This is a genomic window from Brevibacillus fortis (assembly GCF_046196545.1).
In the GTDB taxonomy this organism is placed as follows: domain Bacteria; phylum Bacillota; class Bacilli; order Brevibacillales; family Brevibacillaceae; genus Brevibacillus; species Brevibacillus fortis_A.
In genome coordinates this window covers 384,903-407,500 of record NZ_CP176370.1, presented here as the reverse complement: position 1 = coordinate 407,500, position 22,598 = coordinate 384,903, and the positions used below count along the sequence as shown (strand labels likewise).

Annotated in this window: 20 protein-coding genes (1 of these 20 only partly in view); 3 read left to right on the top strand and 17 right to left on the bottom strand. The window is 48.5% G+C overall.

The window, feature by feature from the left end; translation table 11 throughout:
- The 9 genes from ACKKE8_RS02420 to ACKKE8_RS02380 all read right to left on the bottom strand — a co-directional run.
- Window positions 1-625: the beginning of a GntP family permease gene (locus ACKKE8_RS02420; RefSeq protein ID WP_409176770.1), read on the bottom strand. Its footprint begins 758 nt before the window's first position; the window shows 625 of its 1,383 coding nt (coding positions 1-625); it begins with the start codon at window positions 623-625; its stop codon lies off the left edge, out of view.
- A 395-nt stretch (window positions 626-1,020) separates the two neighbouring features.
- Window positions 1,021-2,391, bottom strand: a complete 1,371-nt coding sequence (locus ACKKE8_RS02415) for a sigma-54 interaction domain-containing protein (protein WP_409176769.1) — start codon at window positions 2,389-2,391, stop codon at window positions 1,021-1,023.
- Window positions 2,392-2,504: 113 nt separating this feature from the next.
- On the bottom strand, window positions 2,505-2,891 hold the full coding sequence (locus tag ACKKE8_RS02410; protein WP_409176768.1) for an MmcQ/YjbR family DNA-binding protein: 387 nt from the start codon (window positions 2,889-2,891) through the stop codon (window positions 2,505-2,507).
- 31 nt (window positions 2,892-2,922) lie between these two features.
- Window positions 2,923-4,149: an MFS transporter gene (locus tag ACKKE8_RS02405; RefSeq protein WP_409176767.1), complete on the bottom strand. Its 1,227-nt coding sequence runs from the start codon at window positions 4,147-4,149 to the stop codon at window positions 2,923-2,925.
- A 277-nt stretch (window positions 4,150-4,426) separates the two neighbouring features.
- Window positions 4,427-5,758, bottom strand: coding sequence for an alpha/beta hydrolase-fold protein (locus tag ACKKE8_RS02400; protein ID WP_409176766.1), 1,332 nt, complete (start codon window positions 5,756-5,758; stop codon window positions 4,427-4,429).
- An 18-nt stretch (window positions 5,759-5,776) separates the two neighbouring features.
- Complete coding sequence (locus tag ACKKE8_RS02395) at window positions 5,777-6,796, bottom strand: FecCD family ABC transporter permease (protein WP_409176765.1); 1,020 nt, start codon at window positions 6,794-6,796, stop codon at window positions 5,777-5,779.
- Entirely contained in the window at window positions 6,789-7,796 is a 1,008-nt protein-coding gene (locus ACKKE8_RS02390) for a FecCD family ABC transporter permease (protein ID WP_409176764.1), read from the bottom strand. The genes ACKKE8_RS02395 and ACKKE8_RS02390 overlap by 8 nt, the downstream gene beginning before the upstream one ends.
- A 19-nt stretch (window positions 7,797-7,815) precedes the next feature.
- Window positions 7,816-8,820 carry an ABC transporter substrate-binding protein gene (locus ACKKE8_RS02385; protein ID WP_409176763.1) on the bottom strand — a complete coding sequence of 335 codons (1,005 nt, stop codon included), beginning with the start codon at window positions 8,818-8,820 and terminating at the stop codon, window positions 7,816-7,818.
- A gap of 112 nt (window positions 8,821-8,932) precedes the next feature.
- Window positions 8,933-10,582 (bottom strand): AraC family transcriptional regulator, encoded by a 1,650-nt coding sequence (locus tag ACKKE8_RS02380; protein WP_409176762.1) that lies wholly within the window; start codon window positions 10,580-10,582, stop codon window positions 8,933-8,935.
- 200 nt (window positions 10,583-10,782) lie between these two features.
- On the opposite strand from ACKKE8_RS02380, the gene ACKKE8_RS02375 reads away from it, so the two are divergent.
- On the top strand, window positions 10,783-11,796 hold the full coding sequence (locus tag ACKKE8_RS02375) for an ATP-binding protein (RefSeq protein WP_409176761.1): 1,014 nt from the start codon (window positions 10,783-10,785) through the stop codon (window positions 11,794-11,796).
- Between the two features lie 283 nt (window positions 11,797-12,079).
- Here ACKKE8_RS02375 and ACKKE8_RS02370 read toward each other — a convergent pair whose 3' ends face one another.
- From ACKKE8_RS02370 to ACKKE8_RS02360, 3 genes are all read right to left on the bottom strand, one after another.
- The gene (locus tag ACKKE8_RS02370) at window positions 12,080-12,595 is read right to left on the bottom strand and encodes a DinB family protein (protein WP_409176760.1); all 516 of its coding nucleotides are present in this window, start codon (window positions 12,593-12,595) and stop codon (window positions 12,080-12,082) included.
- A gap of 84 nt (window positions 12,596-12,679) precedes the next feature.
- Window positions 12,680-13,645, bottom strand: coding sequence for a helix-turn-helix transcriptional regulator (locus ACKKE8_RS02365; protein ID WP_409176759.1), 966 nt, complete (start codon window positions 13,643-13,645; stop codon window positions 12,680-12,682).
- Between the two features lie 69 nt (window positions 13,646-13,714).
- The gene (locus ACKKE8_RS02360) at window positions 13,715-14,365 is read right to left on the bottom strand and encodes a polysaccharide deacetylase family protein (RefSeq protein ID WP_409176758.1); all 651 of its coding nucleotides are present in this window, start codon (window positions 14,363-14,365) and stop codon (window positions 13,715-13,717) included.
- A gap of 285 nt (window positions 14,366-14,650) precedes the next feature.
- Between ACKKE8_RS02360 and ACKKE8_RS02355 the strand changes: the two genes are divergently transcribed.
- The gene (locus ACKKE8_RS02355) at window positions 14,651-16,654 is read left to right on the top strand and encodes a dipeptide ABC transporter ATP-binding protein (RefSeq protein ID WP_409176757.1); all 2,004 of its coding nucleotides are present in this window, start codon (window positions 14,651-14,653) and stop codon (window positions 16,652-16,654) included.
- Window positions 16,655-16,714: 60 nt separating this feature from the next.
- On the opposite strand, the gene ACKKE8_RS02350 is transcribed toward ACKKE8_RS02355, so the two are convergent.
- Both ACKKE8_RS02350 and ACKKE8_RS02345 read right to left on the bottom strand, forming a co-directional pair.
- On the bottom strand, window positions 16,715-18,946 hold the full coding sequence (locus tag ACKKE8_RS02350) for a heavy metal translocating P-type ATPase (RefSeq protein ID WP_409176756.1): 2,232 nt from the start codon (window positions 18,944-18,946) through the stop codon (window positions 16,715-16,717).
- Between the two features lie 190 nt (window positions 18,947-19,136).
- Window positions 19,137-19,433 (bottom strand): hypothetical protein, encoded by a 297-nt coding sequence (locus ACKKE8_RS02345; RefSeq protein ID WP_409176755.1) that lies wholly within the window; start codon window positions 19,431-19,433, stop codon window positions 19,137-19,139.
- 141 nt (window positions 19,434-19,574) lie between these two features.
- On the opposite strand from ACKKE8_RS02345, the gene ACKKE8_RS02340 reads away from it, so the two are divergent.
- Entirely contained in the window at window positions 19,575-19,949 is a 375-nt protein-coding gene (locus ACKKE8_RS02340) for a metalloregulator ArsR/SmtB family transcription factor (RefSeq protein WP_035290894.1), read from the top strand.
- A 25-nt stretch (window positions 19,950-19,974) separates the two neighbouring features.
- On the opposite strand, the gene ACKKE8_RS02335 is transcribed toward ACKKE8_RS02340, so the two are convergent.
- The 3 genes from ACKKE8_RS02335 to ACKKE8_RS02325 are packed head-to-tail and all read right to left on the bottom strand — an operon-like array spanning window position 19,975 to window position 22,423.
- Window positions 19,975-20,346, bottom strand: a complete 372-nt coding sequence (locus ACKKE8_RS02335) for a hypothetical protein (protein WP_409176754.1) — start codon at window positions 20,344-20,346, stop codon at window positions 19,975-19,977.
- Window positions 20,347-20,351: 5 nt separating this feature from the next.
- A complete protein-coding gene (locus tag ACKKE8_RS02330) occupies window positions 20,352-21,746 on the bottom strand; it encodes a sensor histidine kinase (RefSeq protein WP_409176753.1) in 1,395 nt (464 codons plus the stop codon).
- Window positions 21,743-22,423 (bottom strand): response regulator transcription factor, encoded by a 681-nt coding sequence (locus ACKKE8_RS02325; protein WP_409176752.1) that lies wholly within the window; start codon window positions 22,421-22,423, stop codon window positions 21,743-21,745. Before ACKKE8_RS02325 ends, ACKKE8_RS02330 begins: the two co-directional genes overlap by 4 nt.
- Between the last annotated feature and the right edge of the window lie 175 nt (window positions 22,424-22,598).

The following is a 22,598-nucleotide window of genomic DNA, read 5'->3' as shown; positions in this document are numbered from 1 at the left end:
CAGCGACAGCTTGCTTGCGTCTGCGCTCCAGCCATAGCATCCCGCCAACGAAAACCATAATAGCGCCGATCGTTCCAACAACAGGTGCAGCATAAGCATCCGTACCGAAATAAGTAGTAGGAATGATGTTTTGAATTTGTGGTGTACCTGGCAAAGCGTCCATCGTATACGTAAATGCCCCGAGCGCAATCGTTCCTGGAATGAGACGCTTCGGAATATTGGCTTCACGGAAAATCGCAGCGGCAAACGGATACACCGCAAATGCCACAACGAACAGGGAAACCCCGCCATACGTCAAAATTGAACAAGCCAGAACGACAGCCAAGATCGCACGATTGGAGCCGAGTGCCTTTACAATCGTGTGGGCAATGGACGAAGCAGCACCGCTCAACTCCATGACTTTTCCAAAAATGGCACCCAGTAAGAAAATAGGGAAGAATGATTTCACATAGTTTGCTGCATTCGTCATAAAGGTTTCGGTGTAGCTCGGCAGCAGAGAGATCCCGGAAAGCACAACGGCCAGCAGCGTAAAAATAGGGGCAAATACGATAACAGGATAGCCCCGATACGCAAAAAACATCAGGAGACCGAGCGAAATCAAGATGGATAACACTTCGATGATCATATAATTCTCCTTTCAATTTTCTCCTCCGCTTACAGAGGAAATGGTGTGGATTCACTTAGAGAAAACGCTTTCATATCTAACCCATTTGCATGGACCATGCCAACTCCAGCCGATTTAAGAAAAATCGTTCAACCATACCCATTCATCGTGCCTCGACTGTTTGCAAGCAGATGATAGCGCTTGCATTTTTTCCTGATTTCCGGAATTTTTTGTCCGGTTTTATGGAATCTAGCAAAAATCTGCCCACCTGTTAGGGAATCCGCTCAAGGAAGGCTAGCGGGAGGCCATCTTGCTCTATTCCAGAAAACCGGAATCTACCAAAACATTATTCCAGCAGATGAAAAAAGCCGCGAACCTGGCTCAACGCCACATCCCCGACTTATAAGAGCCTCGTACTACTGGTACTTCTCCCACTTTTCGTAGAAGCTGGACTTACTGATTTGCAACAGCTTGGCGGCGGTAAGCTTGTTCCCCCCTGCTTCCTGCATCGCTTGGCGAAGCGCTTCCTGCTCAGCCTCTTCCAAGACTTGTTTCAATGGCCGAACGGCATGAGTCGGAACTGACAAGGACGGAAGCGTCCCTTCGTCAGATACAGGCAGCCAAACATGCTCCTTTTTCAGGACATCGTCCTCCATTAGATGAAGGGCTCGTTCCAGCACGTTTTTCAACTCCCGTACATTGCCTGGCCAGGAGTAGCCCCGAAGTACGTTCCATACCTCTTCATCAATGGCCCTGACCGCAACGCCAGTGGACTCGCCAAGCTGTTTGAGCAGATTCGAAACCAGCTCCGGCAAATCCTCCAGACGCTCGCGCAACGGAGGGATCGAGAGTGACACGACATTCAACCGATAATAGAGGTCCGCCCGAAACTTCCCTTCCTTGATGCTTTGAAGCATATCCGAATTCGTGGAAGCGATCACCCGCACATCGATTGGCGTCGTCCGTACAGCACCTACCCGCTCGACTTCTTTTTCCTGCAACACACGCAGTAGCTTGGCTTGCAGTGGCAACGGCATGTCCCCGATCTCATCCAACAAAATGGTTCCGTGGTTAGCCAGCTCGAACTTTCCTTTTTTTCCGCGGCGAACAGCTCCGGTAAACGCACCTTCTTCATAGCCAAACAGCTCTGATTCCAGCAAAGAATCCGGAATAGCGGCACAATTTACCCGAATGAATGGACCCATTTTGCGCTTGCTTTCGGCATGAATGGCGTGGGCAAACAGCTCTTTGCCCGTCCCGCTTTCGCCCGTGATGAGCACGGTCGAATCGCTTTTCGCAACTTTCTGAGAAAATTTTTTAAGCTCCTGTAGCTTCTGGCTGTACCCAACGATTTGATCAAAATGATAGGTAGCACCCATTCGCCGCCGCAGTTCTTTCTTATAATAGGTCAATTCGTCCTTCAGCTGAGCAACCATCGCAGCCAAGGCAGTGAGCTCCTGCACATCCTGGAACAGCACCGTTCCCAGAACGGCAATCACTTTTCCTTCGTCCATGATCGGGATGCGATGCGCAATCATGTTCTGTCCTTTTATTTGCTGAATGTCGGCGATCTCGGCAACACCTTCCTGACCGACAATATGCATCCGCGTGTTTTCGATGACATCCGTCACTGGCTGTCCGATCACGTCCTGTACATTCAGAAATTCCCGATAGCTCCGATTCAATAGTAGTATTTTTCCGTCCTTGTCCGTTACGATCATCGGTTCATGGGCATTTTCAAAAACGACCTCAAGCAATTTGCTCATCTGCTGGAGATTCCAATCCAAAACCGGCTCCCCCTTTGTCTGAATGCTGCTGTGTCGAACGTTCGCTCACTACTCGTTACGCTAAAATTATACAGGAACGATCAGGGGAGGTGTGCTTTTTCATAAAGGCTGTGTTATCGAGACTGCTCTTGTAATTGCTTAACCAATCGCTTGGGAGCCGCGCACATATAGCCTTCCCGTATGTAATCCTCGATTTCACCATAGCTAGTCACGTTTTTGTCCAGGATCGAAACCCAGCCGTGATGACCAATGTACGGTGTCTTGTAAAAATGCTCCTGCGCAAGCAAAATCTCTTGGGTCGTCTTCAGCACCTTCACAGAAAGGGAGGGGCCTTCAGTGCCCCCCTCTCCCAAAATGACAAACGGCTTGTCACTTACGCGAAACGATGTATGCCCAAAAGCGTCTACCTGCTCCGTTACTTCTGGCAACCGCATCGCCAGCTCGCGAACAGCAGCTACCATCTTCAAACCTTCTATAGATGAAATCTGTTCGTGCACCATCTGGTCCAAGCCTCCCTTTGCTTCCAAACACTTATATACCAGTCTGTTCTGTACTTTGCACCACGTTTCCTTCTCTCATACGATAAAGCGGCAAAATAAAGCTGAGACCAATGATCATCAGGAATGCAGCGATCCCGTATATGACTGCGAGCGGAAGATGCAGCTTTAATACCCCCGTAATACTCATCATGACGACCATGGAGCCTGTAAACAACGGGGTCAGTATTCCATTCACCCGACCGATAAAGGTACTCTCTGTGTTTTTAAGCAGCATGGTGTTGATCCCAATTTGAATGGAGGGCAAGAGCAATCCCGCGATGAACTGGGCAACAAGCGTCAGCCACAGATTCGTGGACATCCCGCAAATCGCTACTGCGACCGCATTTCCAAGAAGTCCCATGACCAATAACTTTTGCGGTGGAATCGTTTTGGCAGCTGCCATCGTCATGGCCCCTCCAGCAATCATCCCTACACCTTGGGCGGTAATTAACCATTGCAAGCTTTCTTTTGGCAATTGCAATTGTTCGGTCACGATAAAAATCCCAAGCGGCTGAATCATTCCCAATGAGAAACCCACAGCCAAAAAGCAAAAGCCAAGCATTGACAATACGCGACTGGAGAACACATAACGAATCCCGCTGACCATCTCGCCAAGCAGTGCCGTTTCTTGCTGCTCTTCTTTCTCGACGCGATCTGGTGGCAACAAATACAGGACACCGGCTGCCGAGAGGAACGCAACTGCCGTGATGACCATGGCAACCTCCATCCCCCATTGCTGGAACACAAACGTACCGACAATCGGACCAAATACCATGAAGATCGCGAAAATAGTCTGGTACGCTGACATTCCTACCTGAAGTTGTTCACCAGGGACATGCAGCTTGAACAGCTTCATTCCGGACGGTTGAGAAAACTGAGAGAGAATGGCTGAAATGAGTGTGGCAAAAAAGATGGCTTTCCACGAGCCGTAAATGAAGGTAAGAAGCACTCCGACAACCGATAGAGCACTGAGCACCTCACACCAGACCATCGTTTTTCTCGGTTGCCAGCGATCAGCAAACGTACCAGCAAGAAAGGAAAACAGAAAGATCGGCGCATACTCCGCCACAGAAATCATGGAAACCGCGAATGGATCGCCTCCTGTATGATCCATCACAAAGAGCAGAATCGCCATGTTGCGCACCCATATTCCGATTTGCAACAGAAATGCTGATAACAAAATAGCCCTGACATAGCGATTTTTGAAAACATTTGACATAAAAAAGCCTCCTTATCCATTGCGATCTGGACAGGAGGCTACGCATATTATCGCCAAAAAGACATAGAAACCCTTTGGTGAGTCTAAAAAGGATCTACCATCTATTCGCCAATATGCACATACTACCCCTATCCAAAAACGCATCGTTCTATCCGATTAGTTTTGTGGAAATAGGAGTTAGCAGATCATTGGCTTAATGGTCACCCTTTCTTGTAGAATGAACCAAGGGTACCACAAAAAGTAAGCCTGTGACAAGAAAAATTCGCTTGATCTTGTCCTATGCTTTGTCGACAAGTGTGATGCGCTCTGCTGCAGGAATGCGCGGCTGAGCGTTCGGGATCGCGGCCGGATAACCGATATGCAGGTTCCCCAGCACTTTTTCCCCAGGGCGAATCCCCATCGCTTCGCGGAATTCCGGCTCGTGTATCCACGGATAGGTCTCCCATGTCAGACCGATACCTTTTTCCCACGCAAGCAAGCTAAAGTTATGAATGACAATGCTCGTCGAAGCGAAATCGTCCTGACGCGTAATCAGGTTCGGGCTTTCTTCCATGATGACCGTCATCAGCATCGGAATCGCCATAATTTTATTGTAAAACTTCTCGCCGACTTCTTTCTTTTTCGCAGAATCAATCTCCCGCTTCTCCTTCATGATCCGCACGGCCTCCGCGATTCTTCTCTTGCCTTCCCCGTACGTTACAATAAAGCGCCACGGTTGTGTCATGTGATAATTCGGCGCCCACACGGCTGTATCCATCAGTTCGGTAACCAACACAGGGTCTACCTCACGATCTGTAAAGCGATGAATCGAGCGACGCTCTCTAATCAATTTGGCTAGTTCCATTTCTGTCTCCTCCTTCTCATTCCAGAGCCATTGCAACGCCCCCGGAAATCTGGCGTTTGCATATTCGCTCAAATGATCCGCCCCTTCGTCAATGAACAGGGCGAGCTGATTTGCTGTGAAGCCACTATCAGCCAATATCTGATGCGCTTCTTTTGTCAGCGGGACCATTTGTTTCTGGACGTTTTGTTTTTTGGCACCTTCCTTACTGCCAACATCCATGTAGATGCGCAGCCCGGGACGGTACATTTTCTTTTCCCGCATAAACGGAACCATGCCTTCATACCAATACGATCCCGAGATGCTGCCGATTTTCGTGAAAACATCCGGATATTGGTGCGCAGCGTACATCGAGATCAAGCCACCAAGCGAAAATCCAATGATCCCTGTTTTTTCCGGCATAGGGTCTGTCCTATACTTGCTGTCGATATACGCCTTACATTCATTGGCGACGTAAGAAAGATACGCATCTCCTTGCCCGCCAAAATCGATGTTGCGCTCAGGCGAGATCGCTTTGGAAAACCAGGGCGTATAGTCATCCCTGCGGTTTCCTGGTTGGATGCCGACGAGAATCAGCTCAGGAATTTTTCCCTCTGCAAACTTATCTTCGATTACATTGAGTGCAGTACTAAACGCAGGATCAAACAAGTCACCGCCATCATGGACATACATGACGGGAAAACGGGAAGTACTCTTATCATAGGATGGCGGCAAATATACGAGCAGTGCCCGGTGATGGCATACGTCTGCTAACAATTGTCCCTTCACAATTTGCACGTCCCCTCTTTATTTTTTTCTTCTACTCAGTAAATAGAAGAAATACGGTACACCGATGATGGAAATGACGATACCCACTGGCAGTTCAATGGGTGTGAACACAGTTTTGGCTATAAAATCAGCTGCCACGACCATTAGCATCCCGATTGTTCCTGACAAGGGAAGAACATACCTGTGTTGGATTCCCGTCAAACGCTTCGCAATATGCGGTGCCATCAAGCCGACGAATCCGATGCCTCCGGAAACCGAGACACACGCGCTCACGATCCCGATACTCGACAGCAGGAGAATATTGCGCTCCTTTTCCACGGACACACCCAGATTCTTGACGGACTCCTCACTCAGTTGAAGCAAATCGAGAATATGCACCTTGCGCATCAAAACAGGAATGAGTATGACTAGCCATGGCAGCATCCCTGCAATATGCGTCCAGTTGGCACTCCAGATACTTCCCGAGAGCCATACGGTTGCCATTTCAAAATCGTTGGGATTCATTTTTAACGAGAGATACAGCGACACGGCACCCAATCCAGAGCCAATCGCGATCCCCACCAGAATCAGTCGTTGTGGGTCAAGCGCTCCGTTACGCCAGGCAAATAGATAAATCAGTCCAGCCGCAAGCAATCCGCCTGTCAAACCGAACAGAGGCATGGCAACGATGGAATACCAGCTCGCATCCATAAATTGTCCACCGAAGAAAAACATAAAGGCGACGATAGCGGCTCCTGCCCCAGCATTAATGCCCAAAATCCCCGGATCAGCCAGCCCGTTACGGGTGATCCCCTGTATGACGGTACCAGCGACCCCCAAGCCAAAGCCGACCAACGCCGCAATAACTATCCGGGGGAGGCGAAAATCAAAAATAACCAAATCGTATTCCGCTACAGGATCAATACGCAGTAACGTACGGATGACATCCAACACCGTCATGTCAAATACACCGTTGGTCAGGCTGATATAAATCACCAGCAAAATCAGGGCGATGTTGACGAGAAACAGCAAACGAAATCTACCTTTTCGATTAGGCATGCTTTCCCCCTCCTCTCTTGTAAATCAAATAGAGGAAGAACGGAACACCAATAAAGGCAGTCACCACACCGATTGGAGTCTCAAACGGATTGTTCAGGAAGCGGCTGAGAACGTCAGACAATGCCAGAAATATGCCGCCCAGTACAGCTGCACATGGAATAATCCAGCGATAATCGAGACCTACCAAAAAGCGGGTCATGTGCGGAATAATCAGCCCGACAAAGGCGATTTTTCCAGCCAGCGCAACGGAAATGCCAGTAAGAATGACAACAGCAGTCGTTGCCAGGACTTTGACCAACACCGTTCTCTGCCCGAGACCACGTGAAACCTCGTCGCCCAAGGACAAAATCGTGATCGATTTAGACAAAAGGAGTGCCAGGATTATACCGACAACGGCAAAAGGAACCGCCAGCTTCACCAGTTCTGGCTCCAAGAGATGCAACCTGGCATTGTACCAGAAGCTGACGTTTTGCGAGACTTGAAAATAAGTAGCAATTGCAGCTGAGATACTGCTCAAAAAGGTTCCCGTAATCGTACCGATGACCGCCATACCCACTGGTGTCAGCCCGTTCGGCAACAGTCGGGAAAAAGCGAGAACCATCGCAACTGCGAGTGCTGATCCGATCAAGGACATAGTAATCATCGTGACACTCGTAGCGGATGGAAGGAAAACCATGCAGAGCGTAACGGCAAAGACCGAACCATCAGATACACCCATAATAGATGGGGACGCGAGGTAGTTCCTCGTCATCCCCTGCATCAACGCTCCTGATATCGCCAGAAATGCTCCGATCATCAGTGCGCCCAAAGCTCGCGGCAAGCGAGAGTGCATCACGATTTGATGATCCACATTCCCTTCATCAAAGGCAACGAAAGCTTGATAAATCGTTCCGGCATCGATCTGCTTGGCCCCGTAATGAATGGAGAGCAAAATCGTAAGCAGGATCACTACTGGCGAAACAGCTAGTATGATCAAAGAAGTTGCTTTTTTGGATTGCATAGACTACCCTCGCCCACTTTTAGTTGGCAGACAATTTTTCTACAGCCGCCTTCAGGAATTGTGTTTTGCTCCAAGCTGTACCGCCTTGTGCAAGAGGATCGACTACGTTTACGTAAACCTTGCCGTTTTTCACTGCATTCACACTCTTCCAGATCGGGTTGTTCTGCAAATCTTCCAATGCTTTTGGATTGTCCTTATTCTCATCCGGGGAGAATTGGACGAACAAATAGTCCGGGTTGATCTGGCTGAATTTTTCCATCGAGATGATTTCTTGCGCTTTCGCCGCTTTTACTTCTGCAGAAGCAGTTAAACCAAGGTCTGCGTACAGAACCGGATTGAAGAACACCTTATCCGGATAGATGCTGATGTTGCCTTGACGCAGACGAATCGCGAGCACTTTTTTATCCTTCAAGCTTTCGCCCAGCTTCGCTTTGGCTGCTTCTGCCTCTGCTTTGTACGCTTGGAGCGCTTTTTCTGCTTCCGCTTGTTTGCCGGTCAGCTCACCCAACAGCTGGAGATTCGCTTCCCAGTTGGTCGAAATGTGGGAAACTGGGAAGGTAGGCGCAATTTTGTTCAATTTCTCCACCACTTCTGGCGGGAACTTGCTGCTACCCATAATGACGTCCGGCTTCAAAGACAAGATGGTTTCCAGATTCGGTTGCATTTTTTCCCCGATGGAGGTGGATTCACCTGTAATCGGTACAAACATCTCCGGGAATTTGCCGCCGACAGAAATCGCTCCTACCGGGTTTACGTTCAATACAAGGGAGTCTTCCATGGACTCCATGCTGCCTGCAATGACGATTCTCTCTGTTTTGCTAGGAACGGTATATTCTTTATCCAAATATTTGATCGTGCGTGTCTCTGCTTTATTGGCGTCATCGGCCGGCTTTTCTGCTGTAGCTGTTGTCGCAGGTGCTGCAGTAGGTGCAGTCGTGTTATTCGCTGCTTCTTTTCCTCCGCCGCACGCTGTCAGAGCCAATGTCAGCGCTGCAATGCTCAAGCCTAGGTATATCTTTTTCATTCTTGAAAGACCCCTCTCAGAAATGTAATGTTTCACTCCATACGAGTGATAACGATTATCATTCGTGATTATAAAGCATCCACTCAAGCCCGACCATGGACGAAATCCAGAATCAACATGGACGATCTCCTGAAAACAACCGCACACTCTCTTCCACGATCCGTTCATGAGCCGTTGCCGAGTATTCTCGCCAAGGGTCCGACATAATGACATGCGCCCGATTATTGCGGACTGCTTCGATCTCTTGCCATGGTCCCGATGCTTTCAAGGCTTGGAAGCATGCCAACGTTTCAGCCTCTTGGCAAACCAACAGCAGCAAGCGATCTGGCGCGAGCGCAGCTAATTCCTGTACGGTCACAAGCTGGTCGTACTCGTTCTGCTCCGAGACAAAAGCAGGTTTGACTTGCAGATCTTGATAAAACACTTCATTCATGCTGCGATTGCAGTGGACATAGAGCTGGTTTTTCAAAATCCGCACGATGAGCACCGTTTCATCGCCCAGAACGTGTTGAAGCTTTGCCCGGGCCCTCTTTACCTTTTTCTCATACTCGCAAAGCCAATGATGCGCTTCCACGGACTCACCCAAAAAGTCTGCCATAAGCTGCAGTTGTTCTTTCCACCCCTGCTCTTCAAAAGGTACATACAAGGTGGGCGCAATCTCGTTCAGTTGCTTCTGTTCCTGCAAACTCGTCTCGTCCAAGCCAATGATCACGTCCGGCTTGGCATCGCGAAGCAATTCGATGTTGGCTTTCCAATTCTGGTTAATTCGAAACGCGCTCAAATGTACTGGGATATCGTGTCGATAGCTGTGATGATAGTAAGCCGTCCATTTCGGGTGCAGTGGTGCCGCGTAAGGGATCATTTTCAAAGCTAGTAAATGACCGATGATAGTCGAACCGTACGCCGCAATTTTTCGTTGGCGACTTTTCATATAGAGAGTGGGTGAAACACCAACAGCTTTCTTGAATTTTCGACTAAAGTAAAACTCGTCGTTGTAGCCCACTTGATGAGCAATATCGCGCAGCTTGGCATGCGACTGCACCATCATCTGCTTCGCCCGGCTGATGCGAAGCTCTGCCAAATAGTCCATAGCTGAGATGCTATACGTTTTTTTGAACAGATCGACGAAATATTTTGGACTCACCTCTGCGATGCGAGCCAGCTGTTCTATCGTCACATTTTCCGAGTAATGCTCTTCCATATGTGCACGTGCCCGCTCTAGCGCCATTCCAGAATCTGTGGCCGAAAAGTGAGCATGCTTGACGATGTGGTACCATAGCTCTTGAAACGTGTGTTGGCCTCGAAAACGCTCGAGTGCCGTCTCCTGCTTCCATAGATTCTGGATCAAATCACAATAGACAGGCAGCTGCCCTGCCGATTGGACAGAGATCTCTCCCCGAAAAGGAAACAGATCCTTTTCCCGAAGGGCTTGGAAGCGCCGATGCCTATCTCTCGTTTCCATAAAGACATCAAAACGAAGCATGTACATCTCCAAATGATCAGCCGAATCAGGGACGATGCCAAACGTAAGCATAGGAGGACATACGTAAATCGCGTCCTGCCGCAATTGGTACTCCTCGTTCTCCAGTCGCAGGCGCCCGCGCCCCCCAGTTATTACCAGCAAAATATGCGAATGAGTGAATTGTTGGCGTAGTCGGTCATGTCCTTGTGCTTTGAGCCATGTAATGTCACGCAGCTTAAAAATGGCTTCTGCCATGGTCTTCTCTGTGAATTGTTGAACCAAGGCTTGTGTTTCGTTCATGTTCTCACCTCTGCCCGATCCTCTATGTAAATATTGATAATCATTCTCATTATCATCAATAGAGAAAGTATATCAAAAGTGACGCTTGCTTCCTATCGGGAATATTTGATCGATTTGAACCGATAACTTGAACGTGGTATGGTACGTACCAATAGATTACAACGTGAAACCATTCAACATTACGGAGTGAAAATGAAGATATGAAACGATATGTTCTCCCTTTTGTCTCTAGCCTCGTCGCGATTACTTTTGTGACAGGGTGCACCTCTGCCTCTGATCAACTGACGGTAAAAGACCCTACCCCACCTGCCACGGAAAACACAGGGAAGTCACCTGCTGATGCAACAAAAGGCGAAAAGCCAGCGGATGATCTGCTCAAACAGTTCACCGTACTAGCAGCGCAAGCCAAGGAAGCAAATGAGCTAACTGCCTTTTTGGATCAGCATCTGGCGAAAACGGACACGAAAACTGCTGATCAATTATTTTTTGTACTTGAACAGTACTATGAAAAACATCTGCCTACGATAAACGATAACTTCAAGGCACTCCTCGCCCAGACGGGAAATGCGGATAAGCTGTATGCCTTGCAATACCCATATGATTTCAACAAGCTAGAAGGCGATGACAGCTTCAAGCAATGGCTCCTCAATCAAACAGAGGGCGGACTCGTTTTAAAGGCAACGAACGACATGTCCTTCTACTGGCAAGTAGATTACAAAGCACTGGAAAAATATGCTGCTTCGCTCGATGAGGAAGGGAAGGACTACTTGTCCATTCAAGAAACGGAAACGGGCAAACCGTATTTGGGTGACGGCGGGTTGCAAATCACGCGAACCGAGCTCGGACCGAGAATGGTTGAAGTCGAAGAGTATTTGGTCAACTATCGCAGCAGCCCACGTGCAGTGAAGCTCCGTACGCTCTATATCGACTATCTCAAAACATACTTGTCTGATTACCGTTATGATGCCATTGACGAAGCAACCATGAAGCTGCTCCCGGCCGTCAAGGAAGAGTATCAGAACTTTGCCAAGAAATATGAGGCTACGAAAACAGGACGGATCGTCAAGGATTACTTGAGCGAGGTCGCTAAAAACAATGACGTGATCTTTGAACCCGGCAAGCCTGGTGAAAGCATCATCGGAGCCGCAAAGCCGAATATTGGTCAGTTCTTGAATGGGCTCGAGGTGCGGATTGCTCGGACGATGAATCCTTAAAAAACAAGCGGTTTGCGTGGCTGTAGTGGAGGAGAGGGAACAGGAGAAAACGACTCAGCTTCTAGGGCCACCCGCTGGGGGATTGACTGGCCGACTCCATGCAAAAAGCGAAACCGCGTCCAAAGTGGTCCCCTCAGGATGTGTTTCAGAGGTGGACGCTTAAGGGCGTGTTTCGCTTTTTGCATTCCGTCTCGGTCGGTGTCCCTAAGATCTTCGCTGTTTTCTCCTGTTCCCTCTACAAGCTGCTTGTTTTTTCGGTAGTTGATAAAAGATGAAAAAACCTTTACTGTTCTACCGCGGAAGTTTCGAACAAATAGAAAATGTAATCGGAGGAAGCTCCCGCGTGACCCATTTGTCTGAGCATGGCGGAGATATTGCCACGGTGATAGGTTCCGTGGTTGGCTACGTGCTGGACGATGTCGGCATAACGAGCATGAACCGTGCCCAATGCCGGGTGCGTATAAGGCGAGGTGTCTTCCATCGAGATTTGCCCGAAGAAATCTCTGAACTGCTGAGCTGATTCGGCAAACAGTTTTCGCAGCTCGTGTATGTTTTTCCCTTTTAATTCCTGTAAGAGAACCCCTACTTTTGGTCCTACCTCTTCGTAGCTCTCCCCCTTCATGGCCAACAACCAAACATAATCCGTCTTGAGAATGTGAGCCAACGTCTGGGTGATGGTCGGAAACACACTCGGAACCTCTTGCTCACTTACTCCCTCTGGTACCTCCTGCAGCCGCTCGAATACCTTTTCGTTTGCCCATACATGATATTCGTACAAACGCAATGCTTCATGCTTCATAATCAATCTGCCTCCATTCACTTTTTCCATCTCTTCTTTGCTTTTAATATAAATCAACTCTACTGACAAAAATGGTCAGTGAAATCACGTCGACTGATAAAAATGAAATAAATCGGCAGCGATGGCAGCCAATCGCTCTTTTACAAACGCTGGCTCTTCAACTTGAATGGATTTTCCGTATGGCAAAAGATAATGAGGAAGGATCGAATGGGCCATTTGCTCTTCTACTTGAAAGATCACCTGTGCCTCGCTGCGCTCGATCACAGTATGTCCGAGATACCAATGCCTACACAAATCAGCGAGTGACTGTGGCCTTCCTTTGACCTTGATCAAAATGGTGCTTCCCTGCTTGTCTGCTTCCGGTAGTAAATTCGAGAGAAAAAAATGGCGCGCAGAAAATTCAAGAGGGCGTTGAAAGCTGGCTTCTGTACGTTGGATCTCATGGACACGATCTGCACGAAAGCTACGAATGGTACTTCGGAGATGACAATAGGCAACGATATACCAATTTCCCTTCCAATAAACGAGCCCGTACGGATCGATTTGACGCTTCTGTCTCGTTGTCTGGTAGGCTTTCTGATACTCCATCGAAAGGGTGTATCCATTGGCAACAGACAGCTCCAGTTCCTGTAAGGTAGATTCGAGAGAAGGATCAACAGGAGGCTGGATCACCTCGAAGCCGATACTATGTCGGTCAATCGCGTCACGCTGCTCTTCATTTGTGTAACGTTTTAGCTTGGAAATGGCCCGGTGTAAATCTGCTCCAAAGGGATACCCGGCCTCTTGGGCAAAAGCCGCTGCATGAATCAGGGCTTTTTGCTCGTTAAGGTCGAAAAACAATGGAGCTTCATTGAATTGCTGAAGTAAACTATAGCCACCATTGTGTCCGGCATCGGAAATGATGGGTACACCGCTCGCACACAGTGAGTCGATATAGCGATAAACAGTGCGAATATTGATCTCGAGAATCTCTGCCAATTGCTTCGCTGTCATTCGCTTGCCGGTCTTCAACAGCCACAAAATGGAGAGCATATTATCTGCTTTGGACATGTACGGATTCGCTCCCCTGAAAAAAATCTTCTGATTCTACTAATTACCACAGAATTCAATCCATTTCCTCTATCTGCCCCTTCTCCTTTTCTCGACAGGAGAGGTCTTTTCTCGATAAGCTGCCAGTTGAAACATGGCGGAAATGGTTGAAAAGGTATATTTCTGTTCACTTAACACCTCAATGACATAGGGCAAGGCATCCACACTCCCCTTTAGCGTGTCCTTCGTACCGCCAGCGGAATGTTGAAGCACGACTGCACCTGGGGTGACATGTCCCAAGATGTTTCTCGCGACCTGTGGGCCGGTGAGACCTTTCCAATCCCAACTATCTATATCCCACAAAATCATTTCGTAGTCACTCGCCGCAAGTAGCTGGATGACCTCCTCATCCACTGCTCCATACGGCGGCCGAACTATCCGAGGTCTCACACCTACTACCTTTTCGATCTGATCCGAGGTACGTTCTACCTGCTCCTGAACAGCCAAGAGAGGGATTTTCGTAAAGTCAGGGTGATCCCAGCTATGGTTTCCTACAATGTGACCCTCACTTACGATCCGCTCCAGTATTTTCGGGTTGTACTCCACCATTTGTCCCACACAGAAGAAAGTGGCCCTTACATGATAGTGGGCTAATATGTCTAACACACGAGGCGTCCACAACTGATCCGGTCCATCATCAAAAGTGAGTGCGATTTCCTTTGACTTATTGAGCTTGTTCACAAGCGTTACCCTCCCTATAAGCCAGTATGCTGCTGCTTTGATGCATAGTATGACTAGGCTATCATTTGGTAACGATAAAACCCCCCCCTATTCCAGGCTTTTGGCAAAATTCAGGAAGATATCTGCATGAGTATGCAACGTATAAAAAAATTTTTTAACAACAGTTAATGAATATAGTATAATGATGATAATGATTTTCATTTTCGTAAAAATTCCTACTAGAGAGATTGTTAGATATACATGGAGGGTTAATCACGACAAAGCATGCTCGAAAGGGAGGATTGTATGGGAAAAGTTTTAGAAGTAAAAGATTTGCATGTGTCATTTGATACGTATGCAGGTGAAGTCAAAGCAGTACGGGGCGTCTCCTTCGATCTGGAAAAAGGAGAAACGCTGGCGATTGTTGGTGAATCTGGTTCCGGTAAATCCGTAACCTCACAAGCACTTATGCGTCTCATTCCTTCTCCTCCTGGACGCATTCCAAAAGGACAAGTTCTTTTTGAAGGAAGAGATTTGGTTACGCTTTCCGAAAAAGAAATGCAGGATGTTCGCGGTCGCGATATCTCGATGATCTTCCAAGACCCGATGACTTCCTTGAATCCAACGATGACTATCGGTAACCAAATCATGGAGAGCTTTATCAAGCACCAAAAGCTGAACCGTGCAGAAGCGCGCAGCCGTGCAATTGAACTGTTGGAAATGGTAGGGATCCCATTTGCCAAAGAACGTGTCGATCAATACCCACACCAGTTTTCTGGCGGGATGCGTCAACGGATTGTCATTGCCATCGCTCTGGCCTGCAATCCAAAAATTATCATCGCTGATGAGCCGACAACTGCTCTGGACGTATCGATTCAAGCACAGATTTTGGAGCTGCTGAAGGAACTGCAAAAAAAGATGGGTACCTCGATCATCTTTATTACGCATGACCTCGGTGTAGTTGCTAACATGGCAGACCGTGTAGCGGTTATGTATGCAGGTAAAATTGTGGAAATCGGTAAAGTCGATGAAATTTTCTACGATCCTAAGCACCCGTATACATGGGGTCTATTAGGTTCCATGCCTAGCCTCGATGCCAGCGACGACGAGCTGATGTCCATTCCTGGATCGCCGCCTGACATGTTCAAGCCACCTGTAGGTGATGCCTTCGCGGCTCGTAACCCATTTGCGTTGAAGGTCGATCTGGAATATGAACCACCGATGTTCAAAATCTCCGATACGCACTATGCAGCAACATGGCTCTTGCATGAAATGGCACCTGACATCAAACCGCCTGCTTCGGCTGTGAGACGAAAAGTCAATTCCGATGAGGCGACTGAGGCTCCAGTAAGCACCAAAAAAGCGTTCAACTACGAGAACCGCGAGAAACTGGTTGAAGTCAAAGATTTGAAACAGCATTTTGACCTCGGGAATGGTCATACGCTGAAAGCTGTAGATGGTATCACCTTTGACATCTACAAAGGGGAAATTTTCGGTCTTGTGGGTGAATCCGGTTGCGGTAAATCCACCACAGGACGAACCATTCTTCGCCTGTACGATGCAACTGGCGGAGAGGTCTTGTTCGATGGGAACAGTGTACACGGAAAGAAAACACTTGAAGAAAAGAAATGGCTCAACCGCAAAATCCAAATGATCTTCCAAGACCCGTACTCGTCGTTGAATCCACGTCTGACCGTATCCGATATTATTGCGGAAGGTCTGGACATTCATCGTCTGGCGACCAAGGAAGCACGCATCGCCAAGGTACACGAGCTGTTGGAAACCGTTGGTCTCAACCGCGAGCACGCAAACCGTTACCCGCATGAGTTCAGCGGCGGACAGCGCCAACGGATCGGGATTGCACGGGCATTGGCTGTTGATCCGGAGTTCATCATTGCTGATGAACCGATCTCTGCCCTCGACGTGTCCATTCAGGCGCAGGTCATTAACCTGCTCAAGCGCCTGCAAAAAGAAAAAGGCCTGACTTATCTGTTCATCGCCCATGACCTGTCCATGGTTAAATACATCAGTGACCGCATTGGTGTGATGTACCGCGGACGTATTGTGGAGCTGGCAGAAAGTAATCGCCTGTACGAGAATCCGATTCATCCGTACACCAAATCGTTGCTATCGGCAATTCCATTGCCAGACCCTGATTATGAGCGCAACCGTAAGCGCATCGTTTTCGATGATCAGGAATATTTGCGAGATCAAGGGGAAGAACGCGTCTTGCGTGAAATTGAGCGCGGTCACTTTGTCGCTTGCACCCAGAAAGAATTCGAAAGATACGGCGGCGGCGTTTTGGTGTAAACCTTATACAGAAAAAAGGGAGAGAGCTTCGACAGCTCATCTCCCTTTTTTATTTAGTCCTTAGTCCTTCATTCGCAAGAGTCTCATGCTGTTTAAGATGACCAGCAATGCGGCTCCCGTGTCACTGAGCACGGCCAGCCACAAGGTTAGATAGCCTGGGAATATCAGCACGAGTGCGACCAGCTTTACGATGATCGAAAACCAGATGTTTTGCTTGATAATCGTGAGTGCTTTTCTGCTGACCTTCATCGTGTGCGGCAGCTTTTCGAGGTTGTCAGCCATTAGTACGATATCAGCGGTTTCCATTGCCGTATCGGTACCAGCTCCACCCATGGCAATCCCCAAATCAGCTGATGCGAGAGCAGGCGCATCATTGATCCCGTCACCCACCATGGCCACGACCTTGCCTTCTTGTTGAAGTTTCTTGACCGCCTCAACCTTATCTTGTGGCAACAGCTCTGCAAAATAACGATTAACTCCAGTCTGACTCGCTACTTTTTTAGCCGTACCCGCATTGTCACCGGTCAGCATGACGATGTCTTCAATGCCTGCAGCCTTCAGCTTGCCAATGGCACTAACCGTAATCTCTCGAATGGTGTCGGCAACGGCAATAATCCCGATTAATTTGGTAGATGTGCCGATGACTACCAGCGTATTTCCTTCACTCTGCAACGACTCGATTTGCGTTTGCCATGCCGACAGATCGACTCCCAGCTCTTGAAACAGGGCGGGCTTCCCTGCATAAAATGTTTCGGTTCCGATGACAGCGCTCGCCCCTTTTCCGACGATCGCCTTGAAATCTTGCCCACTCTGGGAAGCGACCTGCTTTTGTTTCGCATAGGTGAGCATCGCTTGCGCAATCGGATGGGAAGAACGCTCTTCAATCGTTCTAGCGATCGACACTACTTCGCCTTCGCTTCCCTCCATCTCGATGACCGCTGCAACCTGTGGTTTCCCTTCCGTCAATGTACCCGTTTTATCGAAGGCAATCGCGGTGATCGCTCCTGCCTTTTCCAAAAACGTACCGCCCTTGATCAGGACTCCGTTTCTTGCGGCATTTCCAATCGCGGACACAATCGCAACTGGCGTGGAAATGACCAGTGCGCACGGGCAAGCAACAACCAGCAGCTCAAGCCCTCTGTAAAACCATTCTCCCCAAGTACCGAGTCCGAGTAATGGCGGGAATACAACCACGAATAATGCAAGCACGAGCACGATCGGCGTGTAGATCGCAGCGAATTTGTCGACGAACGCCTGAGTAGGCGCTTTTTTCTCCTGCGCTTCCTCCACGAGATGAATGATTCTGGCAATCGCCGTATCCTCCACCAGCTTGGTTACCTTGATCTCCACCGCGCCGCTTTCGTTGACACTCCCTGCAAAAACACTGTCTCCGACCAGCTTATCTACGGGAATCGATTCACCTGTAATCGGGGCCTGATTGACGCTCGATGTCCCGTGTACGATGACACCATCCAGCGGGATTTTCTCTCCCGGCTTCACTACGATGACTTGGCCGACAGCAATGTCCTCAACTGGCTTGCGGGTAAGAGACTCCCCCACCTTGACCCATGCCTCGGGCGGAGCCAAATCCATCAGATTGCGTATGGAGTCGCGCGTTTTTTCAATCGACTTGGTCTGCAGCAAGTTTCCGATGGAAAAGAGCCAGACGACCGTCGCGCCCTCCAGCCACTCACCGATTAATGCTGCTCCAACAGCCGCAACAGACATCAATACGTTCATATCCAGTGAACCACTTTTAATCGCGTAAAAAGCACTGCGCGCAGGTCGGTAGCCGCCACTTATGATCGACAACGCATAGAGTACAGTAACGACCAGCGGAGATATGCTTGGCGATAAGGAACCTAGAAAACCGAGGGCCAACAGCACACCGGAAATCGTCGTCAGTACCGTCCCTGCTTGATCCGTTTTCGGAACTGCTTTGGCGGTGCGTCTCGTAAGCAGCATGGCACTATATCCGGCCTTTGCGACTTCCTTGACCACCGCGTCTTCTCCCAGCCCATCCGCGACGAGCTGCATTTTACCCGTGGAAAAGTTCACGTTTACCTCTTTTACGGCAGGCAACGTCTGCATATGCTTTTCCAGCGATTTGGCGCACGAACTGCAATCCATACCTGTAACGCGATAGACAACAGCCTGTGAAGAAAGAATGCCTGCGCTTTCTGTTGTCGCAGCCGCAGACTCGAGAACCGTGAGAATTTTACCAGCATGCGTATGCTCACTGCCGCATTGATGCCCACTGCAACACTCATCTTTTTTTCGTTCTTCTGCCATCTGTTTTCACCTTTTTCCAAGCATCTATTTTGCCCAGCTTCGAATGAAATCAATCCACAAACATTCAAACAAATATTTAATTATTATATTATCGTATCCTTCTGCTTCGTTCAAGAATTGATTTGAATATTTCGCCCATTTTTTTACAGATCGAGAATAAAGAACAAGACCCCTATTACTAGGAGTCTTGTTACTTGGTACGGGCTTCTACTGGTGTTGGGGTGGTCTGCCAACGCTCCCCACAGTCCAGACATTTGCACTTGATTACTTTACGCTTTTCTAAGGCAAGACGAACGGCAAACAGGATAAAGGCCCCTGACAGTCCGAGGAACAAAAAGATGACAGGAGTCCCTTTCACCAAAATGCCGATCAAGGCAAGCACTGCCAAAACCGCTACATAAATGGTTATGTATAATGGCTTATTGATCGATTCCGTGAAATCGATCTTTGCAGACCGGCACTTCGGGCACTTTGGTTGCGCACTCATGGTATTCTCTCCCCATTCTTGGATCATGTCCATCTTACACGAAAACAAGAAGGGACACTACACTGCCATGAAAATGTCGGTTTTCCTTTTCACTTTCTCCGCGAATGTCTATAATAGTAGGACATTGTAGAGCATGAGGTGATGGTTACAGTGGATGACATCTGTGAAATCCAATGTTTTGATGAGGAAAAAGTAAATCGGTTAAAGCCGTTCGCCACAGAATCAGAAGGGGTAGCAAAAATCTTCAAGGCGTTGGCCGATGACACCCGCGCCAAAATCATTCACATCCTCTCGATGGAAGACGAGCTCTGTGTCTGTGATGTGGCTGCCATCATCGGAAGCTCGATCGCTAACACTTCCCACCATCTGCGGCTTCTTCGCAACATGGGACTAGCCAAGTACCGCAAAGAAGGAAAGCTCGTTTTTTACTCGTTGGATGATGACCATGTACGCCATCTCATTTCTGCGGGGATTGAACACGCTAAAGAACAGAAAACCATTGTCCGAGCTACCTGATTGCTCGGGCTTTTTTGTTATTCCTTCATTTTAAACATTTGATTAACCATGGCGATTTACACTCATTTTCCGGGTAAATCGCTGCCTGCAGATCAACACTCATTAGCCATTGAAAAAACACAGGCACATAGCCGACGACAGCATATCCGCCGAAACGCACAGCGTATTTTTTCCACCCGATCAATTGTGACCTCCTCACTAGCCCGTCCACGAATACCGACAGCCATACGAAGACAATCAGGTTCAATGCCATGCTAAAGAAAACACCCAGCAAATACTCTTGTCCGAACCCGTACGGCGCGCTTGGATCACGATAAATGTAGACGATCAAAGCAGCATACAGACCTGTAAAAAAAGGAGATAGGAGCGCTGCGAGTACACGTATGCCGATATTCATGGAAATCACTCCTTTGTTTCGCGCTCACCCGTCGGTAGGCTGACCGTGACCGTCGTCCCTTCACCTATATGGCTTTGAATGTGAATGCTGCCTTTTGCGACCTGCAAAATTTTTTGCACGATAGAAAGACCGAGACCACTTCCCGTTGCTTCTCGATTGCGTGACTTGTCTCCTTTGTAAAAACGGTCAAAGACATGCTCCTGCTCTTCTTCTGACATGCCGATCCCCGTATCCCGAATGGTCACGACGATTCGCGTATCCTTCTGTATCGAAATAGAAATAGAGCCAGCCGTCGGGGTGAATTTGATACTGTTGGAAAGCAGGTTCATCCATACTTGATTGAGCAGTTGCTTGTCACCCATGATGAAGGTCTCCGGTAAAGTCAGCTCCATCGCGAGCTTTTTTTGTTGCCACTGATGCTCCAAAACTAAGAGGACGTGCCTGATCTGCTCATCCAGACGAAAACGGGTCGGTTGGTACAGACCTGTCTCTTTGTCCAGGGAAGCGAGCGTCAACAGCTGCTTGCTCAAGGAAGACAGCCGTCTGCTCTCCTCTTCGATGATGGTCAAGTACGTCTCCCGCTGTTCGCTTGTCACACCACCGCTGCGGATGGCTTGCGAAAAGCCTTGAATCGATGTCAATGGAGACTGGATTTCGTGAGAGACATTGGAGACAAACTCTTGGCGCATCTCGTCCAGTTGTTTGAGTGACTCAGTCATCCTGGAAAAATTCATGGCCAAATCACCGATTTCGTCCCGGCGAGCGATGTCCAAGTGGATATCGTACTGCCCTTCTGCCAGCTTTTTGGTCGCATGGCTCAGCTTCTCGATCGGCTTCACCAAATAACGGGTAAATGTCAAAATCAGGATCAAGCTAAGTACGAACATCGCTGCCAGCAGCAAGGCAAACATAATATGCACCTCGCCAAACTGCTGCTCAATATTTGGCCGTACAAACAGGGCGTATTTTTTCCCTTCTGCTGTAAGTGGCAAGCCAATGCTATTTGCCAACGTGTTTTCAAAAAATCCGGTCACAAACAAGCCGTGCTGTTCTTCTGTGATCCCTCTGTAGGTCTCACCCGCCAACACTTTTTGAACGATGGCAGGCTCTATCTGCTGCTCGCGAAAAGGTGCTCCGAATTGGCTTGCTGCGCCGTTCTCATCCACGAGATGCAGCTGAAAATTCAAATTGGCTACATGGGTCATGTAGGCGGGCAGGTCGAGTGTGGATTTATGCTCATACAAATCGATAATTTGCTGTCCGATGCTCGTGATTTTTTGTTCATTATAGGCGCGCAGATTTCGTTGATAATACTCATTTGCCAATAAAAATCCAAGTGTGCCGCTGATCAGTACAATTGCGACGAAGGTAAGAACTACCCGGACGTAAAGAGATTTCACGCGCCTCGTACCTCCAGCTTGTAGCCTAAGCCGCGAACGGTAGAAATGACAAAGTCATTCGTTTTCTCCGTAAATTTCTCTCGCAGCCGTTTAATATGCACATCGATGGTACGACTATCGCTCTCAGTATCGCCGCCCCATACGAGCTCCAACAGTTGATCTCGGGTAAAAATCCGATCAGGAAAACTGGCAAGCTGAGCAAGCAGTTCAAATTCCTTTAACGGTAAATGAATCAACTCTTCTTTCACCTTCACGACATGGCTGATCCGATCGATAACGGTATCGTTCATGACGATGATTTGTTTGCTGACCATCTGATAGCGACGCAGCAAGGCCTTGATGCGGTACAGCAATTCGGTAGGCTCAAATGGTTTGGTCAAATAATCATCCGTCCCCGCCAAAAAACCTTTTTCCTTATCTCGTACCTCTCCCTTTGCCGTTAGCATAATGACAGGGAGGTCGTAAAATTCCCGTATCTCCCGGCACAGCTCCCAGCCGTTTTTGCCTGGCATCATCACATCCACGATGGCGAGCTGGACAGATTCCTGTTCCAACAGCTGCGAAGCCTCATCTCCATCCACACAAGCCAAGACGTGGTATCCCTCTTTTGCTAAATAAAATCGCAATAGCTCACGTACATGTGGATCGTCATCTGCAATCAGAATCGTCAGTTTCATCAAGCTGCCCCCCTCGTTACTCCGCCCTCTGGTTCTCCTGCTTCATTATTTTGAATGATACTCACTTGTATACCATCCTGCAAATCGTCACTGGCTTGCGCCTATCTACGTGGATCAATAGTAAAGAAGCAATATGAACAAGAGATGAACGAATACTGCTGGCTCTTGAAGACTT

Excerpts from the sequence above, each read along its gene's own strand:
- ACKKE8_RS02410 (WP_409176768.1), bottom strand. The coding sequence starts at position 2,891 with ATGGTGCACGAACAGATTTCATCTATAGAAGGTTTGAAGATGGTAGCT.
- ACKKE8_RS02405 (WP_409176767.1), bottom strand. The coding sequence starts at position 4,149 with ATGTCAAATGTTTTCAAAAATCGCTATGTCAGGGCTATTTTGTTATCA.
- ACKKE8_RS02395 (WP_409176765.1), bottom strand. The coding sequence starts at position 6,796 with ATGCCTAATCGAAAAGGTAGATTTCGTTTGCTGTTTCTCGTCAACATC.
- ACKKE8_RS02390 (WP_409176764.1), bottom strand. The coding sequence starts at position 7,796 with ATGCAATCCAAAAAAGCAACTTCTTTGATCATACTAGCTGTTTCGCCA.
- ACKKE8_RS02385 (WP_409176763.1), bottom strand. The coding sequence starts at position 8,820 with ATGAAAAAGATATACCTAGGCTTGAGCATTGCAGCGCTGACATTGGCT.
- ACKKE8_RS02380 (WP_409176762.1), bottom strand. The coding sequence starts at position 10,582 with ATGAACGAAACACAAGCCTTGGTTCAACAATTCACAGAGAAGACCATG.
- ACKKE8_RS02375 (WP_409176761.1), top strand. The coding sequence starts at position 10,783 with ATGAAACGATATGTTCTCCCTTTTGTCTCTAGCCTCGTCGCGATTACT.
- ACKKE8_RS02370 (WP_409176760.1), bottom strand. The coding sequence starts at position 12,595 with ATGAAGCATGAAGCATTGCGTTTGTACGAATATCATGTATGGGCAAAC.
- ACKKE8_RS02365 (WP_409176759.1), bottom strand. The coding sequence starts at position 13,645 with ATGTCCAAAGCAGATAATATGCTCTCCATTTTGTGGCTGTTGAAGACC.
- ACKKE8_RS02355 (WP_409176757.1), top strand. The coding sequence starts at position 14,651 with ATGGGAAAAGTTTTAGAAGTAAAAGATTTGCATGTGTCATTTGATACG.
- ACKKE8_RS02350 (WP_409176756.1), bottom strand. The coding sequence starts at position 18,946 with ATGGCAGAAGAACGAAAAAAAGATGAGTGTTGCAGTGGGCATCAATGC.
- ACKKE8_RS02345 (WP_409176755.1), bottom strand. The coding sequence starts at position 19,433 with ATGAGTGCGCAACCAAAGTGCCCGAAGTGCCGGTCTGCAAAGATCGAT.
- ACKKE8_RS02340 (WP_035290894.1), top strand. The coding sequence starts at position 19,575 with ATGGTTACAGTGGATGACATCTGTGAAATCCAATGTTTTGATGAGGAA.
- ACKKE8_RS02335 (WP_409176754.1), bottom strand. The coding sequence starts at position 20,346 with ATGAATATCGGCATACGTGTACTCGCAGCGCTCCTATCTCCTTTTTTT.
- ACKKE8_RS02325 (WP_409176752.1), bottom strand. The coding sequence starts at position 22,423 with ATGAAACTGACGATTCTGATTGCAGATGACGATCCACATGTACGTGAG.